Raw genomic sequence first — 20,368 nt, forward strand, 5'->3', positions numbered from 1 at the left:
CCCTGGGTGTCCAAGGGCGCCTGCTTCGCCAGACGTTTTGACCGTCGATGAATTAAAGCCTTGGATTCACCTGGGAACATTAATTAGAATCAGTCTCATTTAAGATATTCTTGCCCAGGGCCACTTCACATGCTTGATGCAGCTAAGCCGGCGGAGCACGCCCTCGACGCGTTATACCGTGATCATGGCGGTTGGCTGGAAGGCTGGCTGCGACGGCGCATGGGCAATGCCTGGGATGCCGCCGACCTGCGCCAGGATACGTTCCTGCGCGTACTGTCCAGCGCCCAGTCGCTGGCCGACCTGCATGAACCGCGCGCCTACCTGTTGACGGTGGGCAAGCGCTTGTTGAGCAATTTCTACACGCGCCGCCATCTGGAACAGGCTTATCTCGACGCGTTGGCCAGCCTCCCCGCCGAATGCGTGCCGTCTCCAGAGCAGCGGTGGCTGCTGCTGGAAACCCTGCAGGCCCTGGACGAGTTGCTCGACGGCCTGCCGCCGGTGGTGCGTCGGGCGTTCCTGTGGAGCCAGCTCGAAGGCCTCGGTTACCGCGAGATCGCCGAGCGCCTGCAAGTCTCCGAACGCACGGTGAAGCGTTATATGGCCCAGGCCTACGAACATTGCCTGTTGGTGGACTTCTGATGCGCCAGGCTCCGTCGGCCGAAGCCCGTGAAGTCGCCCGGGCGGCGGCCCGCTGGCTGGCGCTGATCGAGTCAGGCGCCGATGAATTCGATCATGGCGCGCTGCAGCGCTGGCGCGAAAGCAAGGCCGAGCACGAAGCGGCCTGGCAGAAAGCCCAGCGCCTGCGCCAGCGGTTTGCCGAGGTGCCGTCATCGTTGGGCCTGGCCACCCTGGATCGTCCCGCACTGGCCCGTCGCAGCGTACTCAAGCGCGCGTTGGGTGTCGCCGCGCTGGTACCGACCGCGTGGTTGCTGGGACGTGAACTGCCGCTGGACGCCTGGCGCGCCGACCTGCACACCGCCACCGGGGAACGCCGTCGGTGGACGCTGGCCGGTGGCGACGTTTTGCAGTTGAACACCGACAGCGCTGTGGACCTTGACCTTGAGGCGCGCCGCTTGATGCTGCTGCGCGGCGAGATCGCCCTGAAAGTCGTCGACGTCCCCTTGGCGGTCCAGCTGCCCTACGGTGAGGTGAGCGTCGGCCGAGGCGAAGTCTGTATTCGGCTGGATCAACGCAACTGCCGGGTTTCGGTAGTCAGCGGCGCGGTGCAACTGCAACCCGCGCAAGGGCCAGCGCGGAGACTCGAAGAAGGCCAACAGGTCGACCTAAGTGCCACTGGCGCGGCTGCGACCAGCACCTTCGACGCCGGGCAGATGGGCTGGCGTGAAGGCGTGCTCGTGGCGCAGAACCAGCCGCTGGGGGATTTCCTTCGGGAGCTGGACCGCTATCGCCCCGGCGTGTTGCGCTGGGACGAAGGGCTGGAAGCGCTCCGCGTCACCGGCAGCTTCCGTCTGGAAAACACCGACCGGATCCTCGCGCTGCTCTCGGCCAGCCTGCCGCTTGAGGTGCACATGCGTACCCGCTATTGGGTCACCTTGACGCCGCGAAAAAATATCGTCTGAAGCCTGTCCCCTTTTTTTGTCTCGCTTGTCATTCAAGGCAACTGAACAAAAAACGAGAGTTGCTCCAATGCCCGCAGCAGTATCTTTACGTTTTCGTCCGGCCCTTGCTGGCTGGCGCCCGTTGCTGAACCTGAGCCTCATGCTGAGCCTGAGCTCCGGTGCGTTTTTCATCCCGCCCAGCCAGGCCGAGGAAAGCGCCCGGCGCAGCTATCAGGTTCCCGCCGGCAGCCTCGGCGCCGCGCTGACCCGGTTCGCCGGCCAGGCTGGCGTCAACCTCTCGGTGGACCCGGCCCTGGTGAGCGGTCGCAACAGTGCCGGGCTCGCTGGCGAGTTTGGCGTGGAGGAGGGTTTTGCCCGGCTGCTGCAGGGTTCTGGCCTGCAGCTGCAGCCAGTGGGGGAGCAGGCCTACATGCTCACTCCTGCGGCGCAAGGCAGCAGCCTGCAGCTGGCGCCGACCTCGATTTTCGGCGCCACCGGCGCGACGCAAGGCGATCCCTACGCAGGGGGGCAGGTGGCACGGCGTGGATCCCAGGGCTTGCTCGGCTCCCGTGACTTCATGGAAACGCCGTTCAGCATGACCACCTACACGGGGGAGACGGTCAAGAATCTGCAAGCACGGACCCTCGGTGACCTGGTCGCCAGCGATCCCTCGGTGCGCGCCACCAACCCGGCGGGCGGGCGTTATGAGCAATTCACCATTCGTGGCTTGAGCCTGTTCAACAGTGACGTGGCCTACAACGGCCTTTATGGCGTGCTGCCGACTTATACAATCGACATGGAGATGGCCGATCGCGTCGACATCCTCAAGGGCCCGACCCAACTGATCAATGGGATCTCGCCGCGAGGCAGCGTCGGCGGCGGGATCAACATAGTGCCCAAGCGGGCCACCGACACGCCGATCACGTCCCTGACCGGCAGCTACGCCTCCGACAGCCAGCCCGGCGCTGCCGTGGATGTCGGCCGCCGTTTTGGCGAGGACAACCAGTTTGGCGTGCGTTTCAACGGCGTCAAGCAGGCCGGCGACACCGACTGGGATCATCAGCGCGTGGATCGCCAGATGGCCGTGCTGGGCCTGGATTTTCGTGGCGAGCGCCTACGTCTTTCTACCGATATAGGCCACACCGAGCGTGACACCGACGCACCGCAGGAGCGCGTCCAGGTCGGCGCCGCCGCGCCGGTGCCGCACGCCAGCGATGTGCGACGCAATTACGCGCAGCATTGGAGCAAGGCGCGTACCGAGGACACCTTCGGCGCTGTGAACGGCGAATTCGACGTCAGCGATTCGGTCATGCTCTACGGCGGTGTCGGGGCGCGTAAAAGCAACCACGACTTTCTGCGGCACAACGTGTCGGTCACTAATGCGGCCGGCGATTTCACCGTGTCGCCCCGCGACTTTACCCGGGACGAGAATGTGCGGACGGCCAATGCCGGGGTGCGCAACTGGTTCCAGACCGGCCCGGTGAGCCATGAGCTGAACCTGGCGGCCAGTTATTTCTACATGGATTTCGAGAACGGCGGCGCCCGTTATGCCAACGGGCGCAGCAACCTCTATGACCCGGTGCCGACACCGACGCCGAACACCCCCACACGGCCGGACCCGAAGGTCTACACCGAGAACCACTTCAGCGGCGTGGCGCTGTCCGACACCCTGGGTTTCTTCGATGACCGCCTGCTGCTGACCCTTGGCGCCCGCTGGCAGCGGGTGGAAGTAGATGACTGGTCCGATGGGATCAAAGGTCCCACCGCCTATGACGAGGAAAAAGTCTCGCCGTCGGGCGGCATCCTGTTCAAGGCCACCGACAAGCTGTCCCTCTACGCCAACTACATGGAAGGCCTGAGCCAGGGCAAGATCGCGCCGACGTCCTCGGACAACAGCGATGAAATCTTCCCGCCGTTCATCAGCCGCCAGGTCGAGGTTGGCGCCAAGTACGATGCCGGCGCGCTGGCCGTTACCGCCGCCGTGTTCCGGATCAAGCAACCGGCCTATGCCACCGACGCCACGACCAACGTCTTCGGCCCGAACGGCAAGCGCGAGAACACCGGCGCGGAAGTCAGCGTATTCGGTGAACCGGTCAAGGGATTGCGCCTGCTCGGTGGCGTGATGTACATCGACAGCGAACTGACCGACACCACCAACCCAGCGTTTGACGGCAACCGCGCGCCGGCGACACCGGAGTACAACGTCAACCTGGGCGCCGAATGGGACGTGCCGACTGTGCAGGGGTTGACCCTGACCAGCCGCGGCATCTATTCCAGCTCGCAGTACCTGGACCCGTCCAATACCAAGGAAATCGATTCCTGGGAGCGGTTCGACGTCGGTGCGCGGTATGCCTTCAAGGTCGATGACAAGCACATCACCTTGCGCGCCAATATCGAGAACGTGGCGGACAAGCGCTATTGGAGCTCGGCCGGGGCTTCGGACGACAGCGAGCCGGGGCTGACCCTGGCGACGCCGCGCACTTACCTGGTGTCGGCGACTGTCGATTTCTGATTGGAGTTGCTGTTTATCCAACATCTTCATTGAATGACCCGCCGCCATCGCGAGCAAGCTCGCTCCCACAGGGGATTTCCGGCGGCCATTAAATAGATGGTCCAACTGTGGGAGCGAGCCTGCTCGCGAAGAGGCCGGTACGTTCAACATCTTCATTGACTGTGCTACCGCTTTCGCGAGCAGGCTCGCTCCCACAGGGAATGCAATGGCATTTTTAAAAAACGATATCAGCCGTCGCGAAACAGGTCGTGGGCATCCAGCAGCCGCCAGGCGATTTCAGGCCGTTTCTCCAGCCCTCGACGAATCGCCGCCGGAATCGACTGGCGGATCTTGCGGCACAGGCCTGGCTGCTCCTGGAATTCGATAGCGATGCCGCGCATGGTCCGCACTTCGTTGTAACCCGGCTCGATGGTTACCCGTACGCCGAGGTTTTCATACAACCGCTGCTGCAACCGTTCAAGCTCGTCCAGGCTCTGGATGTTTTCCAGTCGCTCAAGCAGGCGTTTTTCTTCCTGACGATTCAGGCAAAGGATGCGCAAATCGCTGCCTGGCGTTTGCAGCAACGCATCACGCCCGCAATCACAGACGCCGGGCGGGCAGGGGGGACGGATCGGCATCGACGCGGTCATGGGCTCCACAAGGTCTGCGACACAACAAAACCGCCTTTGGGCGTATGGGCGACCCCGGCAATGTGATGCCTCGCGGCGCGCTGGTCAACCCTCCAGGGGGGCCGCTTGTCCGCGTCTGAATCGGGTCCGCTCGTCTGTTTTGCCGCGATCCGATCAAATTTTTCAGCGCCGGAAGGGCTCAAGAAGACAAACACGTCGCGGCTCGCTCCGACAACTGGGCCGCTCCCGGAAAAAGGAGAACCCATCGTATGCAACCCGATCCGTCCACCTTACCGCTGCTGGAAGAATTGCTGATGGCCCGTGGGCCCGGCGGGCAGGAGCATGAAGTGCGCGACATCTGCCGACGGGAACTGGAACCGCATTGCGATGAGAGTTGGGTCGACCCGGCCGGTAATGTCATTGGCCTGATCAAGGGCACACGCCCGAGCGGCAAGGCGAACCAGCCTATCCGGATCATGGCGCACCTGGACGAAATCGCCATGCTGGTCAAACGCATCGAGCCGGACGGCACGTTGCGCGTGGTGGCCCTGGGCGGCGCCAATCCGATCAATTTCGGGGTATGCCCGGTGGACATTCTCGGCGACCGGGATTTCATTCCCGGCGTGCTGTCGTTCGGGTCGATGCACAGCACCGGTGAAACCCATCAGGGCGCCGATGTGCTGTCGGGGAACGTCAATTGGGGCGATGTCCATGTGATCACCCGGTGCTCCGGTGAGCAGCTGCAAGCGCACGGCGTGCGGCCCGGTACCCGGGTAGTGCTGAGCCAGCATTGGCGACGTCCGTTCCGGGTCGGCGATGCCATCGCGGCGCATTTCCTCGACGACCGCGCGCCGATGGTCGCGACACTGCAAGCCGCAAGGTTATTGGCTGAGCGCCGCGAAGAACTGGCAAACGACGTTTATTTCGTCTTCACCACGCAAGAGGAAGAATCCAATGCCGGTGCGCTTTATGCCGCCAGCCATCTGCCGGGGGATGCCACGGTAGCGGTTGAAGTGGGCCCGATCATTTCCGAATACGCTACCCGACTGAGCGTCGATCCGATCATCAACACTGGCGATAAAAACGGTTGCTACAACCGCGAGATCGTCGACCAGCTGTACCAGGCCGGCAAACGTCGCGGGTTGACGCCTCAGTTCGCGCTGCTGGTGGATTTTGCCAGTGACGCCAGCGCGATCATGAGCAGCGGCGTGTCGGCCCAGGGTGGCTGCATTGCCATCCCGACTGAAAACACCCACGGTTACGAGCTGATCCTGGAAGGAAGTATCGAGGCCTGCGCGGTAACGTTGCTGGAATTCCTGCTGGATCGCGGCCACAACTGACACGCCAAAAATCCCTGTGGGAGCGAGCCTGCTCGCGAAAGCGGTTTGACAGCCGATGATGGCCCCTTCGCGAGCAGGCTCGCTCCCACAAGAACGGGTGTTACAGCCCCAATTCGGACAGCCCCGGATGATCATCCGGACGACGACCTAGCGGCCAATGGAATTTACGCTCGCTTTCCTTGATCGGCAGGTCGTTGATGCAGGCGTAGCGATTGCACATCAAGCCGTTCTCGTCGAACTCCCAGTTTTCGTTGCCGTAGGAGCGGAACCAGTTGCCTGAGTCGTCGTGCCATTCATAGGCGTAACGCACGGCGATGCGGTTGTCGGTGAACGCCCAGAGTTCCTTGATCAGCCGGTAATCCAGCTCCTTGGCCCATTTACGGGCCAGGAAGGCCTTGGCTTCTTCCCGGCTATGGACGAACTCGGCGCGGTTACGCCACTGGGTGTCGAGGGTGTAGGCCAGCGATACCTTCTGCGGATCGCGAGAGTTCCAGCCGTCTTCGGCCAGGCGAACTTTCTCGATCGCTGTTTCACGGCTGAACGGCGGCAGCGGCGGGCGAACTTCAGCAGAGGACGACATGGTTAATCTCCCGATAAATGAAGGATGAATTGCACTATTGCCTGTCTCAACGGCAGTCTGTCTCAACGACGGTCTTGCGATACGCGTGTTGCTTATTCGATAGCCAGCAGGGTTTTCAGAACGTGCTGTGCCTGATCGGCTGCATTGTGATCGCCCATGACCAGTGCAACGGTGATGGCCCCATCGATCAGGATAAGCAGCTTCCCCGCCAGCACTTGCGGTTGCTCGATGCCTTGATCGCTGCACAGGCGGGTTACATAGTCGAGCAGCTTCTGCTTGTGCATCTTTGCCACCTGGCGGACCGGGTCCTGCGGGTCGCCGGTTTCGCCGCTGGTATTGATGAAGGCGCAACCGCGAAAACCTTCGCTGTCAAACCAGCCCTTGAGCACCGGAAACAGGCTCAGCAACCGCGCGAGCGGCGTCGGCGCCTTGTCCACTTCGCTGCTGAACCAGTGCATCCAGCGTTCATCGCGGCGCTTGAGGGCGGCGACAACCAGGTCCTCCTTGTTGGCGAAGTAGCGGTAGATGCTTTTCCTCGAGACGCCGGCGGTTTTCACCAGGAGATCCATGCCGGTGGCGGCGATGCCACTTTTGTAGATCAACTTTTCGGCGACATCGAGGATGATGTCGCGTGTTTCATTGCTAGTGATTTCGTTCATGGATCGAACAGTAGAACGATCGTTCTCCTTGGTCAAATGTTTTTTCGTCGCGAAGGGGAGGCCCAAACCCGCGCGTCATGGTGTAAGCTCATCCGTTCTTCGGATTCGACCTTTTGCGAGCCCTATGCCGTCGCTTTTCAAACGCTCCCTGCTGCCCAAGCTGCGCAGCTTTCCACTCACCGCCGAGGCTGTGACCATCCTCGACGGCGCCGCCGAGTTTCGCCGTTGCCTGCTGGAGAAAATTGCCCAGGCGACCCAGCGCATCTACATCGTCGCGCTCTACTTGCAAGAGGACGAGGCTGGCCAGGAAATTCTTGACGCCTTGCATGCCGCCAAAGCCGCGCGGCCCGAGCTGGACATCGCCGTGGTGGTGGACTGGCTACGGGCCCAGCGCGGCCTGATCGGCGCCAAGAAGCAGCCGGGCAACTCGGCGTGGTACCAGCAGCAGACCCGCGTCCATGACAGCGAAGTGCCGATCTACGGCGTGCCGGTGCAGACTCGCGAGCTGTTCGGCGTGCTGCACTTGAAAGGCTTTGTGATCGATGATTGTGTGCTCTACAGCGGCGCGAGCCTGAACAACGTCTATCTGCACAAGTTCGAAAAATACCGCTACGACCGATATCACCTGCTGCAGAACAGCGCGCTGGCCGATTCGATGCATCATCTGGTGCAACATGGCCTGATCGCATCCAGGGCGGTGCATCGCCTTGACCTGCCGAACCTGCCCAGCACCCGCAGCTTGCGCAAGGACATTGGGGACCTGCGCAGCCGCCTCAAATATGCAACCTATGACACCACGGCTGGCAGCCTCGACAAGGACGGGCTGTCGGTGAGCCCGCTGCTGGGCGTCGGCAAGAATAATCCGCTGAGCAAGGTGATCAGCGAGCTGATCGCCAGCAGCCGTCAGCAACTGACCATCTGCACGCCCTATTTCAACCTGCCGCTGGCCGTGACCCGGGACATCAACCGTGCCCTGGCGCGCGGGGTACGGATCGACATCATCGTCGGCGACAAGACCGCCAACGATTTTTATATCCCGCCCAGCGAGCCGTTCAAGATCATTGCGGCGTTGCCCTATCTGTACGAGATCAGCCTGCGCCGCTTTGCCAAGCGGCATCAGCGCTACATCGACAGCGGGCAGTTGAACCTGCGTTTGTGGCGCGACGGTGATAACACCTACCACCTCAAAGGCATGTGGGTCGACGAGCGCTACACCTTGCTCACCGGCAACAACCTCAACCCGCGGGCGTTTCGCCTGGATCTGGAAAATGCCCTGTTGCTCGACGATCCCAAAGGGGAGTTGCTGGGGCCGCGGCAGGCTGAACTGGAGCGGATCTATCAACACACCCGGCGGATCGAACGCTACCTGGACCTGGAGACCCTGCCGGACTATCCCGCCGCGGTGAGCAAGTTTCTGAAACGGGTCAGCCGGGTGCGAATAGAGCGACTGCTTTACCGGATCCTGTGAACCGCCGCGCCATGTCGGAAAAAGACACCATCTCCATCCAGCTGGTGCGCGAGGCGCTGCTGCAAAGCTGCGCCCCTGGAGCCGCCACCGAAGAAGTCCTGAGCAAGGTCGGTATCGACCCCGCATGGCTCGACGAGCCCCAGGCGCGCGTGCCGGCCCATGCCTATGCGCGACTCTGGCGCCTGCTGGCAAGGCGGCTGGATGACGAGTTCTTCGGCATGGACCCGCGCAAGCTCAAGTCCGGCAGCCTGGCCTTCCTGTGCCAGTGCGCCATGGCCCAGCCGACGTTGGCGACCGGGTTGACGGCGGGGCTGGGTTTCCTCTCCTTGATGCTTGAACACCTGCCGGCGCAGTGGGTTCGCCAGCAAAGCCTGGCGGAAATCGTCCTGCTCGAAGACGACCAGGACCCGCGCCGGGCCTTTACCTATTTCACCTATTGGATGATCGTCCATGGCGTGGCCTGCTGGCTCGCCGGGCGGCGCATTCCAATCCTGTCCGTCGAGTTGCGTTGCCCGGCGCCGGATTTCTGCGATGACTATCGCGTGATGTTCTCGCAGAACCTGCGCTTCGACCGGCCCCGTACGCGGATGATCTTCTCCGCCGACTGCCTGGACCTGCCCATCCGCCGCAGTCCGGAGGAGCTCAAGCGCTTCCTGGCCCAGGCCCCGGCGAACATCCTGGTCAAATACCGCGACCCGCAAAGCCTCGCCAGCCGTATCCGCCATGATCTGCGCCAGCTGCCCGCCGAGCAATGGCCGGAAACCGAGGCCCTGGCTCAACAACTCTGCGTTTCCGCATCGACCCTGCGCCGCCGCCTGGCGGATGAGGGCCAGACTTACCAAGGCCTGAAAGACAGCGTGCGCAAGGAACTGGCGATCGCCTGGCTGGCCGAGCCCTCCATCAGCTTCGTCGAAATCGCCGCGCGGCTGGGTTTTGCCGATGCCAGCTCGTTCTACAAGGCGTTTCGCAAGTGGTCCGGGTCCAATCCGGGGCACTATCGCAGCCTGATTCTCAACGAGGCTGACTGATCCGGATTCCTGGTTGACTGGGCTGCCCTCTTCGCGAGCAGGCTCGCTCCCACATGGGACGGTCAATTTTCAATGTGGGAGCGAGCCTGCTCGCGAAGAGGGACCTCACTGACAACACACCCCCCGAACCATGGCCAAACCAGTCAAGCAACTTGAAAGCTTTGACCATTGCCCCGCAGCCCCTTCGGCGCGAGTATTTCCCTGCTATTCACGGTTCCCCCACCAATAAAAAGTACAGAGGGATTCTGGTCATGCGCAATTATTCGTCCGCCACGTCGCAGTTCGATTACCTGCACACCGCCAATGCCGCTTTGCACGGTTCGCTCGAGGCGCTTAATGCCTGCGTGGAATGTTGCGACCGGCATGCCTTGCCGGGGCGCATTGCCTTGTTTTGGGAGGGGCGTGACGGCAGCGATGCGACGTGGACTTACCGTGACCTGCAGGACAACGCCGCGCGTTTCGCCAACTTCCTGCGCGCCCAAGGTGTTGGCAAGGGTGACAAGGTCGCCGGCCTGCTGCCGCGCAACGCCGAACTGCTGATCGTGGTGCTCGCCACCTGGCGTATCGGCGCGGTTTACCAGCCCCTGTTCACCGCATTCGGACCCAAGGCCATCGAGCACCGCCTCGGCAGCTCCGGCGCGCGTGTGGTGGTCACCGACGCCAGCAACCGGCCCAAGCTCAACGAAGTGCTCGGGTGCCCCACCATCGTTACGGTCGGCGGGGCGAAGGGCCAGGGCATCGTCCGCGGCGACTACAGTTTCTGGGCCGAACTGGCCAACCATTCCGACCAGTGCGAACCGCTGATGCTGACCGGCGAAGATCCGTTCCTGCTGATGTTCACCTCCGGCACCACCGGGCCGGCAAAGGCGCTGTCGGTTCCGCTCAAGGCCATCGTCGCGTTCCAGAGCTACATGCGTGACGCCGTGGATTTGCGTCCCGAAGACGCGTTCTGGAACGTCGCTGACCCGGGCTGGGCCTACGGCATCTATTTCGGCGTGACCGGGCCTCTGGCGCTGGGGCATCCGATCACCTTCTACGATGGTCCCTTCACGTTGGAAAGCACCTGCCGGGTGATCAACAAATACGGCATCAGCAACCTGGCGGGCTCACCAACGGCCTACCGTTTGCTGATCGCTGGCGGCGAGCAGTTCGCCCGCTCGATCAAGGGCAAGCTGCGCATCGTCAGCAGCGCCGGCGAGCCGCTGAATCCGGAAGTGATCCGCTGGTTTGCCGACAACCTGAACGTGGTGATCCATGACCATTACGGCCAGACCGAGCTGGGCATGGTGCTGTGCAACCACCACGGCCTCGACCACCCGGTGCATTTGGGCGCGGCCGGTTTTGCCTCGCCGGGCCACCGCATCGTGGTGCTGGATGAAGATCAACGGGAGTTGGGGGTAGGGCAGCCAGGCATCCTTGCCGTCGATCGCAGCCAGTCGCCGATGTGCTGGTTCGCCGGTTACGAAGGCGGGCCGACCAAGGCGTTTGTCGGCGATTATTACTTGAGTGGCGATACCGTCGAATCCAACCCCGACGGCAGCATCAGCTTCGTCGGCCGCAGCGATGACGTGATCACCACGTCCGGCTATCGCGTTGGCCCGTTCGACGTGGAAAGCGCGCTGATCGAGCACCCGGCCGTGGTGGAAGCCGCGGTCATCGGCAAACCCGACCCTGAGCGCACCGAGCTGGTGAAAGCTTTTGTGGTGCTCAGCGCTCAGTACCGCGCAGCGCCGGAGCTGGCCGAAGAATTGCGCCAGCATGTGCGCAAGCGCCTGGCGGCCCATGCGTACCCCCGTGAAATTGAATTTGTCAGCGACTTGCCGAAGACCCCCAGCGGTAAGTTGCAGCGCTTTATCTTGCGCAACCAGGAGATCGCCAAGGCTCAAGAGGCCTTGGCGCAGAACGTTTCAGCTTGAATCCAAGGAAACCATGATGCAGATCGACAACAAGATTTTTCTCGTCAGCGGCGGTGCTTCCGGCCTCGGCGCGGCCACCGGCGAAATGCTCGTCAAGGCCGGCGCCAAGGTGATGCTGGTCGACCTCAACGCCGATGCGGTGGCCGCCCAGGCGCAAAAGCTCGGTTGCCGGAGCGTGGTCGCCGACATCAGCGACGAAGCGGCAGCCGAAGCAGCAGTCAAGTCCACGGTGGATGCGTTCGGTGGCTTGAATGGCCTGGTCAATTGCGCCGGCATCGTGCGCGGCGAGAAGATCCTCGGCAAGAACGGCCCTCATGCGCTCGCCAGTTTCAGTCAGGTGATCAACGTCAACCTGATCGGCAGCTTCAATCTGCTGCGCCTGGCTGCAGCGGCCATTGCCGAAACCGAGGCCAACGCCGACGGCGAACGCGGCGTGATCATCAATACCGCCTCGGTAGCAGCCTTCGACGGTCAGATCGGCCAGGCTGCCTACGCGGCGTCCAAGGGCGCGATTGCCAGCCTGACGCTGCCAGCCGCCCGTGAACTGGCACGCTTCGGTATCCGCGTGATGACTATCGCGCCAGGGATCTTCGAAACGCCGATGATGGCCGGCATGACGCCGGAAGTACGTGACTCCCTGGCCGCCGGCGTGCCGTTCCCGCCGCGCCTGGGCAAACCCGCCGAGTACGCCGCGCTGGTCCGGCATATCATTGAAAACAGCATGCTCAACGGCGAGGTGATCCGTCTCGACGGAGCCTTGCGCATGGCCGCCAAATAGAGGATTTATCATGTCCAACGATCCGATTGTCATTGTCAGCGCCGTCCGCACCCCGATGGGCGGCTTCCAGGGCGAACTGAAAAGCCTCAGCGCGCCGCAGCTGGGTGCTGCCGCCATCAAGGCCGCCGTGGAGCGGGCCGGCATTTCGCCGCAGGCGGTTGAAGAAGTGCTGTTCGGTTGCGTGCTTGCCGCAGGCCAGGGCCAGGCACCGGCACGCCAGGCGGCGCTGGGCGCCGGGCTCGACAAGTCGACCCGCTGCACCACCCTCAACAAGATGTGCGGTTCAGGCATGGAAGCGGCGATCCTCGCCCACGACATGCTCGTCGCCGGCAGCGCCGAAGTGGTGGTGGCTGGCGGTATGGAAAGCATGTCCAACGCGCCGTATCTGCTCGATCGTGCCCGCAGCGGCTTGCGCATGGGCCATGGCAAGGTGCTCGACCATATGTTCCTCGACGGCCTCGAAGACGCCTACGACAAGGGCCGCCTGATGGGCACTTTCGCCGAAGACTGCGCCGAGACCAACGGCTACAGCCGTGAAGCCCAGGATGCCTTCGCCATCGCGTCCACCACCCGTGCCCAGCAGGCGATCAAGGACGGCAGCTTCGACGCCGAGATCGTGCCGGTGCAGGTCATGGTCGGCAAGGAACAGGTCACCATCCGTCACGACGAGCAGCCGCCCAAGGCGCGGATCGACAAGATCGCCACGCTCAAGCCGGCGTTCCGCGACGGTGGTACGGTGACGGCGGCCAACGCCAGCTCGATTTCCGATGGCGCCGCCGCCCTGGTGCTGATGCGCCAGAGCCAGGCGCAGCAGCGCGGTCTGAAACCGCTTGCGGTAATTCACGGCCACGCCGCGTTCGCCGACGCCCCGGGCCTGTTTCCCACGGCACCGATTGGTGCGGTGAAAAAACTGATGGGCAAGACCGGCTGGTCGCTGGGCGACGTCGATCTGTTCGAAGTCAACGAAGCTTTCGCCGTGGTCGGCCTGGTGACGATGGACAAGCTGGAAATCCCCCATGACAAGGTCAACGTCCACGGCGGCGCCTGTGCCCTGGGCCACCCGATCGGCGCATCCGGCGCGCGGATCCTCGTGACGCTGCTCTCGGCCCTGCGCCAGAAAGGCCTCAAGCGCGGTGTCGCGGCGATCTGCATCGGCGGCGGCGAAGCCACGGCCATGGCCGTTGAATGCCTGTACTGAGGAATCACAATGCTTGCCACTGATGAACAGACCCAGATCCGCGACATGGCCCGGCAATTCGCCCAGGAGCGCTTGAAGCCGTTCGCCGCCGAATGGGACCGTGAGCACCGCTTCCCCAAGGAGGCCATCGCTGAAATGGCCGAACTGGGCTTCTTCGGCATGCTGGTGCCGGAGCAGTGGGGCGGCTGTGACACCGGTTACCTGGCCTATGCGATGACCCTGGAGGAAATCGCTGCCGGCGACGGTGCCTGCTCGACGATCATGAGCGTGCACAACTCGGTGGGCTGCGTGCCGATCCTCAAGTTCGGCACCGACGAGCAAAAGACCCGTTTCCTCACGCCGCTGGCCAGTGGCGCGATGCTCGGCGCCTTCGCCCTGACCGAGCCCCAGGCTGGCTCCGACGCCAGCAGCCTGAAGACGCGGGCGCGGCTGGATGGCGATCATTACGTGCTCAACGGGTGCAAACAGTTCATCACGTCCGGGCAGAACGCCGGGGTGGTGATCGTGTTTGCTGTCACCGACCCGAGCGCCGGCAAGCGTGGCATCAGTGCGTTCATTGTGCCCACCGATTCGCCGGGCTACAGCGTCGCGCGGGTCGAGGACAAACTCGGCCAGCATGCTTCCGATACCTGCCAGATCCTTTTCGAGGATGTGAAGGTGCCGGTGGCCAATCGTCTCGGGGAGGAGGGTGACGGCTACAGGATCGCCCTGGCGAACCTCGAAGGCGGGCGAGTCGGCATCGCGGCGCAGTCGGTGGGCATGGCCCGCGCGGCGTTCGAAGCCGCTCGCGACTATGCCCGTGAGCGCCAGAGCTTTGGCAAGCCGATCATTGAGCATCAGGCCGTGGCGTTCCGCCTTGCCGACATGGCGACCCAGATCGCCGTGGCGCGGCAGATGGTGCACTACGCCGCCGCGCTGCGCGATGCCGGCCAGCCGGCGCTGGTCGAAGCGTCCATGGCCAAGCTGTTCGCCTCGGAAATGGCCGAGAAGGTCTGCTCCATGGCCTTGCAAACCCTCGGTGGCTACGGTTACCTCAACGATTTCCCGCTGGAGCGCATCTACCGCGACGTGCGGGTCTGTCAGATCTACGAAGGCACCAGCGACATTCAGCGCATGGTCATTTCGCGCAACCTTTGAACAGGAGTCCCGCATGAGCTACGAAACGATTTTATTGGAGATCAAGGACCGTGTTGGCCTGATCACTCTCAACCGTCCCCAGGCGCTGAACGCCCTGAATGTGCAGATCGTCAGCGAGCTCAACCAGGCACTGGACCGCCTGGAGGCGGATCCGAAGATCGGCTGCATCGTCCTGACCGGCTCGAAAAAAGCCTTTGCCGCTGGCGCCGATATCAAGGAGATGGCCGAACTGACCTATCCGCAGATCTACCTGGACGATCTGTTCAGCGACAGCGACCGGGTTGCCAATCGCCGCAAGCCGATCATCGCGGCGGTGAACGGTTTTGCCTTGGGCGGCGGCTGCGAACTGGCCCTGATGTGCGACTTCATCCTGGCCGGTGACAACGCCAGGTTCGGTCAGCCGGAAATCAATCTCGGCGTGCTGCCGGGCATGGGCGGCACCCAACGCCTGACCCGTGCGGTGGGCAAGGCCAAGGCCATGGAAATGTGCCTGACCGGGCGCTTCATCGACGCGGTGGAAGCCGAGCGTTGCGGCATCGTGGCGCGCATCGTTCCGGCTGACGAGTTGCTGGAAGAGGCCCTGAAAACCGCGGCCTTGATCGCCTCCAAATCGGTGCCCATCAGCATGATGGTCAAGGAGAGCGTCAACCGCGCCTTCGAAGTCAGCCTGTCCGAGGGCGTGCGTTTTGAGCGCCGGGTATTCCACGCGGCGTTCGCCACGCTGGATCAGAAAGAAGGCATGGCGGCGTTCGTGGCCAAACGCGCGGCGGAGTTTCAGGACAAGTAATGCGACGTCACCACTGACGCCATCGCGAGCAAGCTCGCTCCCACAGGGTTTGGCGGCGTACACAGATGTTGCGTACCCCGCCGATCCACTGTGGGAGCGAGCTTGCTCGCGAAGCTTCTGGCGTTACACCAGGTAGTGCCTGAGCTCCCGAGCAATCACCATCCGCTGAATCTCGCTCGACCCTTCGTAGATCTGGGTGATCCGCGCGTCGCGGTAGTAGCGCTCCACCGGGTAATCCTCAAGATAGCCATACCCGCCATGGATCTGAATCGCCGAGGAGCAGACCTTCTCGGCCATTTCCGAGGCGAACAGCTTGGCTTGCGACGCCTCCGACAGGCATGGCTTGCCGGCGCTGCGCAGCCGCGCGGCATGCAGGATCAGCAGGCGGGCGGCGTTCAGGCGGGTGTGCATGTCGGCCAGCAGATTGGCGATGCTCTGGTGTTCGATGATCGGTTTGTCGAACTGCACCCGATCCCGGGAATAGGCCAGGGCCGCTTCGAATGCCGCGCGGGCGATGCCCAGGGCCTGGGCGGCGATGCCGATGCGCCCGCCTTCGAGGTTGGACAGGGCGATGGCCAGGCCTTTGCCCCGTGCGCCCAGCAGGTTGGCTTCGGGAATGGTGCAGTTGCTCAGCGTGACGGCACAGGTATCCGAGGCTCGAATACCCATCTTGTGTTCGGTGCGGTCAACGATGAAACCGGGCGTGTCGGTGGGCACCAGGAACGCCGAAATGCCTTTTTTGCCAAGGTCCGCATCCGTCACGGCAAACACGATCGCCAGCTTGGCGCGCTTGCCATTGCTGACGAACTGCTTCGCGCCATTGATAACCCATTGACCATCTTTCAGTTCCGCCCGCGTACGCAGGTTGTGTGCCTCGGAGCCGGCCTGTGGTTCGGTCAGGCAGAAGCAGCCGATGGTCTGGCCGCTGGCGAGATCCGCCAGCCAGGTCTGTTTCTGCTCATCGCTGCCGAAATTGAGTACCGGCCCGCAACCCACGGAGTTGTGGATGCTCATCAGTGCTCCAGTAGCACCGTCACCTGCCGAGATTTCCTCCACCGCCAGGGCGTAGGCCACGTAGTCGACATAGGTACCGCCCCATTCCTCGGGCACCACCATGCCCAGCAGGCCCAGTTCGCCCATTTTTGCCACCAGCCCATCGTCGATCCAGCCGGCTTTTTCCCAGGCCTGGGCGTGGGGCGCGATTTCACCGCGGGCGAAATCACGGGCCATGTCGCGGATCATCACTTGTTCTTCGGTCAGCTCAAGGTCGTGCATGTTCAATTCCCGTGGTAGTCGAAGCCGTCGAAGAAACTCGCCACATGGTCGGCGTCCAGCGCCTCCAGGGTCGGTGGGTTCCAGCGCGGGTTCTTGTCTTTATCGATCAGCAGGGCACGTACGCCTTCGATCAGGTCGCCGCGCGCGAACCATTGCCGGTCCAGGTGCAGCTCCAGGGCAAAACAGTCTTCCAGGCTCAGGTGCCGGCCGCGTCGCAGCATTTCGAGGGTCACCGCCATCGCCAGGGGCGAGCGGGTTTCCAGCAGCTCGGCGGTCTTCAGTGCCCACTCGTGGCTGTTGGCGACCGTGACCTGGCGCAACTGCTCGACCATGCTCGGTACATCCGGCAGGGCGAAGAAATGATCGATGGCCGGCCGCAATTCGGCCAGGGGCGGGGCAGGCAACTGTTGGACCGCCATTTTCGCCAGCAGGCTTTGCAGGTCCTTGAGCGGTGAATCGCGCCAGTCCAGGCGGTCGAGACGTTCATCGAGCTGGGTGATTTTCTGGCTGTCGAGATACCAGTCGGCCAGCCCGCAGTACAAAGCGTCGGCGGCGCGGATCTGCACCCCGCTGACGCCCAGGTAGATACCCAGTTCACCGGGAATGCGCGGCAGGAAATAGCTGCCACCGACATCCGGGAAATAACCAATGCCGACTTCCGGCATGCCCAGTCGGCTGCGCTCGGTCACCACCCGCAGGTCGGCGCCTTGCACCAGACCCATGCCGCCGCCCAGCACGAAGCCGTCCATCAAGGCGAGGATCGGTTTGCGGTAATGGTGGATAGTCAGGTCGAGGGCGTATTCCTCGACGAAGAAATCTTCGTGCAGGGTGTCGCCCTGCTTGTGGCTGTCGTACAGCGAGCGGATATCACCGCCCGCACAAAACGCCTTGTCACCGGCACCGCGCAAGACAACGGCGCGGATCTGCGAATCGGTGGCCCAGCTATCGAGTTGCTGCTGCAAGCTGCGCACCATGCCCAGGGTCAGGGCGTTCAGGCCGGCGGGGCGGTTCAGGGTCAGGTGGCCGATGTGGTTGCGGACCTCGACCAACACCTCGTAAGGCGCGGTTTCGATGCTGCCCGCAGCTTGGGATGAAACCTGAACTGTCATCGCTAACTCCCTGCTTTTATTGTTCTTTATAAATTTTTAAGCGCGTACCCGGTCGGGATCGTAACAGCGCAAATTTGCATTGCACAACCGGGATACGTGCAGGTCCTGTCTGCATATTTATAGCAGCCACAGGCTCAGCCGCGACCCGACAGCACCTCGGTGATGCTGCGACGCTTGGCATGCCGCTCGCTGGCGTGGATCAATTGTTCGAGATCTTCGGGGGTTACGTCGAAGAATGCTTCCATTTCCTCAAGCGCAAGTTTCAAGTCTTCGGCGGTGATCGCCTGGCGATCGACGGGGGGATGGTCGGCGGGAATCACCGCTACCGGCTCGCTGGCACGCTTGGGATAGCGCACCCGCGTGAGGTTGTTGTAGGCCAGCGCGAAGACGAGCAGGCCGGAGCCGGCCAGCATGGCGGCGCCAAGCGCCTGCCAGTCGAGGGCGACGATGGTTGCGTCCGCCAGCACCAGCGTTGCCGCCAGGGCGCCGGCCGGTGGATGCAGGCAACGCAACCAGCACATCAACACCAGCGCCATGCCGGCCGCCAGGCATGCGCTACCCAGCGTGCGGCCGAGCACATGGGCGACCAGCAACGCCACGACCGATGCGCACAGATAACCACCGAAGATCGACCAGGGTTGGGCCAGGGCACCCGATGACACCGCAAACAACAGCACGGCCGAGGCGCCGAGCGGGCCGATCAGGTGTTGCGCCACTTCAAGACCGAATACCTGGCCACAGAGCCAGACACTGAACATTGTTCCAAGGGCCATGCCGATGGCGGCGCGACTCCATTCGGTGGGGCGGGTATTGATAGCAGCGGGGAACCAGCGAGCAAGCATCAAGCGAACATCCAAAAAACGAACAAAAAAAGGGGCTTACGGGAGAATCCCTGAAAGCCCTTTAAGTGTTCCAACAATTGGGGGAGGAACGATGCACAGTGTGCCGCTCGCCAACCCCGCTTACAAATTCATATTAATGCTGGTTGAGTGCATTTATTTTGAAGCTATGCCTTCAAGCACTTCTGGCTCGCGGCCACGACGGCTGCGCGATGGGTAATTCGCAGGATTGCCCCCGGCCCATCGGGAAATAGCTGAAGCCTTTGTCGGCCATGCGATCCGGGTCGTAGAGGTTGCGCCCGTCAAAAATCACCGGCGCCTTGAGGCGTTGCTGGATCAACTGGAAGTCCGGCGCCTTGAACGACTGCCATTCGGTGCAGATGATCAACGCGTCGGCCCCGGCCAGCACCGATTCCGGTGTGCCCATGAGCATCAGTTTCGCTTCATTGGGATAGAGCAGCTGGGTCTGTTGCATGGCCTCCGGATCAAACGCCCGGACGCTGGCCCCGGCGGACCACAGCGCTTCCAACAGGGTGCGACTGGGCGCGTCGCGCATGTCGTCGGTGTTGGGCTTGAAGGCCAGGCCCCACAGTGCAAAGGTCTTGCCCCGCAGGTCACCCTGGTAGAAGGCCTGGATGCGTTCGAACAACTTGTGTTTCTGCCGCTGGTTGATGGTTTCCACCGCTTGCAGCAGATCGCTGGAGCAACGCGCCTGCTCGGCCGTGTGGATCAAGGCGCGCATGTCCTTGGGGAAACATGAACCGCCGTAGCCGCAGCCTGGGTAGATGAAGTGATAGCCGATGCGCGAGTCGGCGCCGATACCCTGGCGCACCGACTCGATATCGGCGCCGAGGTGTTCGGCCAGTTCGGCGATCTGGTTGATGAAGCTGATCTTGGTCGCCAGCATGCCGTTGGCGGCGTATTTGGTCAGCTCAGCGCTGCGCACGTCCATGAACAGGATACGGTCGTGGTTGCGGTTGAACGGCGCATACAGGTCGCGCATGGTTTCGCGTACCTCCTCACGCTCGCAGCCGATCACGATGCGATCCGGGCGGCGGCAATCGGCGACCGCCGAGCCTTCCTTGAGAAACTCGGGGTTGGAGACAATATCGAACTGCAGCAAGCGCCCTGCCTTGAGCAGGCATCGATCGATGTGCGCCCGCAGGATGTCGCCGGTGCCCACCGGCACGGTGGACTTCTCCACGACAACAATTGGCTGTTCGCGATGGCGGGCGACCGCCTCACCAACGGCGAGGACTTGGCGCAGATCCGCCGAGCCGTCCTCCCTGGAGGGTGTTCCCACGGCAATAAACAGGACCTGCCCATGCTGCACCGCAACCTGTTCATCACAGGTAAAGCGCAAACGCCCGGCTTCCAGCCCCTCGCGCACCAACGTCGCCAGGCCCGGTTCGAAAATGCTCACCTGGCCCTGACGCAAGAGCTCGATCTTCTGCTCATCGATGTCCATGCACACCACGTCATGACCGACCTCGGCCAACACGACGGCTTGCACCAATCCAACGTAACCACTGCCGAACACACTGATTTTCATGGCGGACTCCCTGGACCATCCCG

18 protein-coding genes are annotated in these 20,368 nt (G+C 62.8%); 11 read left to right on the plus strand and 7 right to left on the minus strand.

Translation table 11 applies throughout. From position 1 onward, the window contains the following. Positions 1 to 129: 129 nt before the first annotated feature. The 3 genes from J3P94_RS13735 to J3P94_RS13745 all read left to right on the plus strand — a co-directional run bounded on the left by J3P94_RS13735 (position 130) and on the right by J3P94_RS13745 (position 4,071). Positions 130 to 639: a sigma-70 family RNA polymerase sigma factor gene (locus J3P94_RS13735; RefSeq protein ID WP_434568353.1), complete on the plus strand. Its 510-nt coding sequence runs from the start codon at positions 130 to 132 to the stop codon at positions 637 to 639. Continuing rightward, on the plus strand, positions 639 to 1,580 hold the full coding sequence (locus J3P94_RS13740; protein WP_434568354.1) for a FecR domain-containing protein: 942 nt from the start codon (positions 639 to 641) through the stop codon (positions 1,578 to 1,580). The genes J3P94_RS13735 and J3P94_RS13740 overlap by 1 nt, the downstream gene beginning before the upstream one ends. 67 nt (positions 1,581 to 1,647) lie before the next feature. Beyond that, entirely contained in the window at positions 1,648 to 4,071 is a 2,424-nt protein-coding gene (locus J3P94_RS13745; protein WP_434568355.1) for a TonB-dependent siderophore receptor, read from the plus strand. Positions 4,072 to 4,298: 227 nt separating this feature from the next. Here J3P94_RS13745 and J3P94_RS13750 read toward each other — a convergent pair whose 3' ends face one another. After that, positions 4,299 to 4,700, minus strand: coding sequence for a hypothetical protein (locus J3P94_RS13750; RefSeq protein ID WP_434568356.1), 402 nt, complete (start codon positions 4,698 to 4,700; stop codon positions 4,299 to 4,301). Between the two features lie 248 nt (positions 4,701 to 4,948). Here J3P94_RS13750 and J3P94_RS13755 point away from each other — a divergent pair, with 248 nt between their 5' ends. Further along, positions 4,949 to 6,019 carry a M42 family metallopeptidase gene (locus J3P94_RS13755; RefSeq protein WP_434568357.1) on the plus strand — a complete coding sequence of 357 codons (1,071 nt, stop codon included), beginning with the start codon at positions 4,949 to 4,951 and terminating at the stop codon, positions 6,017 to 6,019. 100 nt (positions 6,020 to 6,119) lie between these two features. Here the strand turns inward: J3P94_RS13755 and J3P94_RS13760 are convergent, their stop codons facing one another. Together J3P94_RS13760 and J3P94_RS13765 are read right to left on the minus strand one after the other, a co-directional pair. Then, positions 6,120 to 6,599 (minus strand): DUF1348 family protein, encoded by a 480-nt coding sequence (locus J3P94_RS13760; protein ID WP_434568358.1) that lies wholly within the window; start codon positions 6,597 to 6,599, stop codon positions 6,120 to 6,122. 92 nt (positions 6,600 to 6,691) lie between these two features. Next, entirely contained in the window at positions 6,692 to 7,258 is a 567-nt protein-coding gene (locus tag J3P94_RS13765; RefSeq protein WP_434568359.1) for a TetR/AcrR family transcriptional regulator, read from the minus strand. Between the two features lie 124 nt (positions 7,259 to 7,382). Here J3P94_RS13765 and pssA point away from each other — a divergent pair, with 124 nt between their 5' ends. The 7 genes from pssA to J3P94_RS13800 all read left to right on the plus strand — a co-directional run bounded on the left by pssA (position 7,383) and on the right by J3P94_RS13800 (position 15,570). After that, the gene (gene pssA, locus J3P94_RS13770) at positions 7,383 to 8,726 is read left to right on the plus strand and encodes a CDP-diacylglycerol--serine O-phosphatidyltransferase (protein WP_434568360.1); all 1,344 of its coding nucleotides are present in this window, start codon (positions 7,383 to 7,385) and stop codon (positions 8,724 to 8,726) included. Positions 8,727 to 8,737: 11 nt separating this feature from the next. After that, positions 8,738 to 9,754: an AraC family transcriptional regulator gene (locus tag J3P94_RS13775; protein WP_434568361.1), complete on the plus strand. Its 1,017-nt coding sequence runs from the start codon at positions 8,738 to 8,740 to the stop codon at positions 9,752 to 9,754. A 251-nt stretch (positions 9,755 to 10,005) separates the two neighbouring features. Continuing rightward, positions 10,006 to 11,670: an AMP-binding protein gene (locus tag J3P94_RS13780; RefSeq protein WP_434568362.1), complete on the plus strand. Its 1,665-nt coding sequence runs from the start codon at positions 10,006 to 10,008 to the stop codon at positions 11,668 to 11,670. A gap of 16 nt (positions 11,671 to 11,686) precedes the next feature. Further along, positions 11,687 to 12,448, plus strand: a complete 762-nt coding sequence (locus J3P94_RS13785) for an SDR family NAD(P)-dependent oxidoreductase (protein ID WP_434568363.1) — start codon at positions 11,687 to 11,689, stop codon at positions 12,446 to 12,448. 10 nt (positions 12,449 to 12,458) lie between these two features. Further along, positions 12,459 to 13,646 carry an acetyl-CoA C-acyltransferase gene (locus J3P94_RS13790; protein WP_434568364.1) on the plus strand — a complete coding sequence of 396 codons (1,188 nt, stop codon included), beginning with the start codon at positions 12,459 to 12,461 and terminating at the stop codon, positions 13,644 to 13,646. Positions 13,647 to 13,655: 9 nt separating this feature from the next. After that, complete coding sequence (locus tag J3P94_RS13795) at positions 13,656 to 14,783, plus strand: acyl-CoA dehydrogenase (RefSeq protein WP_434568365.1); 1,128 nt, start codon at positions 13,656 to 13,658, stop codon at positions 14,781 to 14,783. 13 nt (positions 14,784 to 14,796) lie between these two features. Continuing rightward, the gene (locus J3P94_RS13800; RefSeq protein ID WP_434568366.1) at positions 14,797 to 15,570 is read left to right on the plus strand and encodes an enoyl-CoA hydratase; all 774 of its coding nucleotides are present in this window, start codon (positions 14,797 to 14,799) and stop codon (positions 15,568 to 15,570) included. A gap of 123 nt (positions 15,571 to 15,693) precedes the next feature. Here J3P94_RS13800 and J3P94_RS13805 read toward each other — a convergent pair whose 3' ends face one another. The 4 genes from J3P94_RS13805 to J3P94_RS13820 form a co-directional block, all read right to left on the minus strand. After that, positions 15,694 to 16,845, minus strand: a complete 1,152-nt coding sequence (locus tag J3P94_RS13805; RefSeq protein WP_434568367.1) for an acyl-CoA dehydrogenase family protein — start codon at positions 16,843 to 16,845, stop codon at positions 15,694 to 15,696. 2 nt (positions 16,846 to 16,847) lie between these two features. After that, positions 16,848 to 17,954, minus strand: coding sequence for an enoyl-CoA hydratase/isomerase family protein (locus J3P94_RS13810; RefSeq protein ID WP_434568368.1), 1,107 nt, complete (start codon positions 17,952 to 17,954; stop codon positions 16,848 to 16,850). Positions 17,955 to 18,088: 134 nt separating this feature from the next. Next, positions 18,089 to 18,796 carry an HPP family protein gene (locus J3P94_RS13815; protein ID WP_434568369.1) on the minus strand — a complete coding sequence of 236 codons (708 nt, stop codon included), beginning with the start codon at positions 18,794 to 18,796 and terminating at the stop codon, positions 18,089 to 18,091. A gap of 172 nt (positions 18,797 to 18,968) precedes the next feature. Next, complete coding sequence (locus tag J3P94_RS13820; RefSeq protein WP_434568370.1) at positions 18,969 to 20,345, minus strand: UDP-glucose dehydrogenase family protein; 1,377 nt, start codon at positions 20,343 to 20,345, stop codon at positions 18,969 to 18,971. Between the last annotated feature and the right edge of the window lie 23 nt (positions 20,346 to 20,368).

The organism is Pseudomonas sp. Z3-8 (assembly GCF_051131975.1).
Lineage (GTDB): Bacteria > Pseudomonadota > Gammaproteobacteria > Pseudomonadales > Pseudomonadaceae > Aquipseudomonas.

Excerpts from the sequence above, each read along its gene's own strand:
- J3P94_RS13795 (WP_434568365.1), top strand. The coding sequence starts at position 13,656 with ATGCTTGCCACTGATGAACAGACCCAGATCCGCGACATGGCCCGGCAA.
- J3P94_RS13810 (WP_434568368.1), bottom strand. The coding sequence starts at position 17,954 with ATGACAGTTCAGGTTTCATCCCAAGCTGCGGGCAGCATCGAAACCGCG.
- J3P94_RS13815 (WP_434568369.1), bottom strand. The coding sequence starts at position 18,796 with ATGCTTGCTCGCTGGTTCCCCGCTGCTATCAATACCCGCCCCACCGAA.
- J3P94_RS13750 (WP_434568356.1), bottom strand. The coding sequence starts at position 4,700 with ATGACCGCGTCGATGCCGATCCGTCCCCCCTGCCCGCCCGGCGTCTGT.
- J3P94_RS13765 (WP_434568359.1), bottom strand. The coding sequence starts at position 7,258 with ATGAACGAAATCACTAGCAATGAAACACGCGACATCATCCTCGATGTC.
- J3P94_RS13760 (WP_434568358.1), bottom strand. The coding sequence starts at position 6,599 with ATGTCGTCCTCTGCTGAAGTTCGCCCGCCGCTGCCGCCGTTCAGCCGT.
- J3P94_RS13755 (WP_434568357.1), top strand. The coding sequence starts at position 4,949 with ATGCAACCCGATCCGTCCACCTTACCGCTGCTGGAAGAATTGCTGATG.
- J3P94_RS13740 (WP_434568354.1), top strand. The coding sequence starts at position 639 with ATGCGCCAGGCTCCGTCGGCCGAAGCCCGTGAAGTCGCCCGGGCGGCG.
- J3P94_RS13735 (WP_434568353.1), top strand. The coding sequence starts at position 130 with ATGCTTGATGCAGCTAAGCCGGCGGAGCACGCCCTCGACGCGTTATAC.
- J3P94_RS13800 (WP_434568366.1), top strand. The coding sequence starts at position 14,797 with ATGAGCTACGAAACGATTTTATTGGAGATCAAGGACCGTGTTGGCCTG.
- J3P94_RS13775 (WP_434568361.1), top strand. The coding sequence starts at position 8,738 with ATGTCGGAAAAAGACACCATCTCCATCCAGCTGGTGCGCGAGGCGCTG.
- pssA (WP_434568360.1), top strand. The coding sequence starts at position 7,383 with ATGCCGTCGCTTTTCAAACGCTCCCTGCTGCCCAAGCTGCGCAGCTTT.
- J3P94_RS13785 (WP_434568363.1), top strand. The coding sequence starts at position 11,687 with ATGCAGATCGACAACAAGATTTTTCTCGTCAGCGGCGGTGCTTCCGGC.
- J3P94_RS13745 (WP_434568355.1), top strand. The coding sequence starts at position 1,648 with ATGCCCGCAGCAGTATCTTTACGTTTTCGTCCGGCCCTTGCTGGCTGG.
- J3P94_RS13820 (WP_434568370.1), bottom strand. The coding sequence starts at position 20,345 with ATGAAAATCAGTGTGTTCGGCAGTGGTTACGTTGGATTGGTGCAAGCC.
- J3P94_RS13780 (WP_434568362.1), top strand. The coding sequence starts at position 10,006 with ATGCGCAATTATTCGTCCGCCACGTCGCAGTTCGATTACCTGCACACC.
- J3P94_RS13790 (WP_434568364.1), top strand. The coding sequence starts at position 12,459 with ATGTCCAACGATCCGATTGTCATTGTCAGCGCCGTCCGCACCCCGATG.
- J3P94_RS13805 (WP_434568367.1), bottom strand. The coding sequence starts at position 16,845 with ATGCACGACCTTGAGCTGACCGAAGAACAAGTGATGATCCGCGACATG.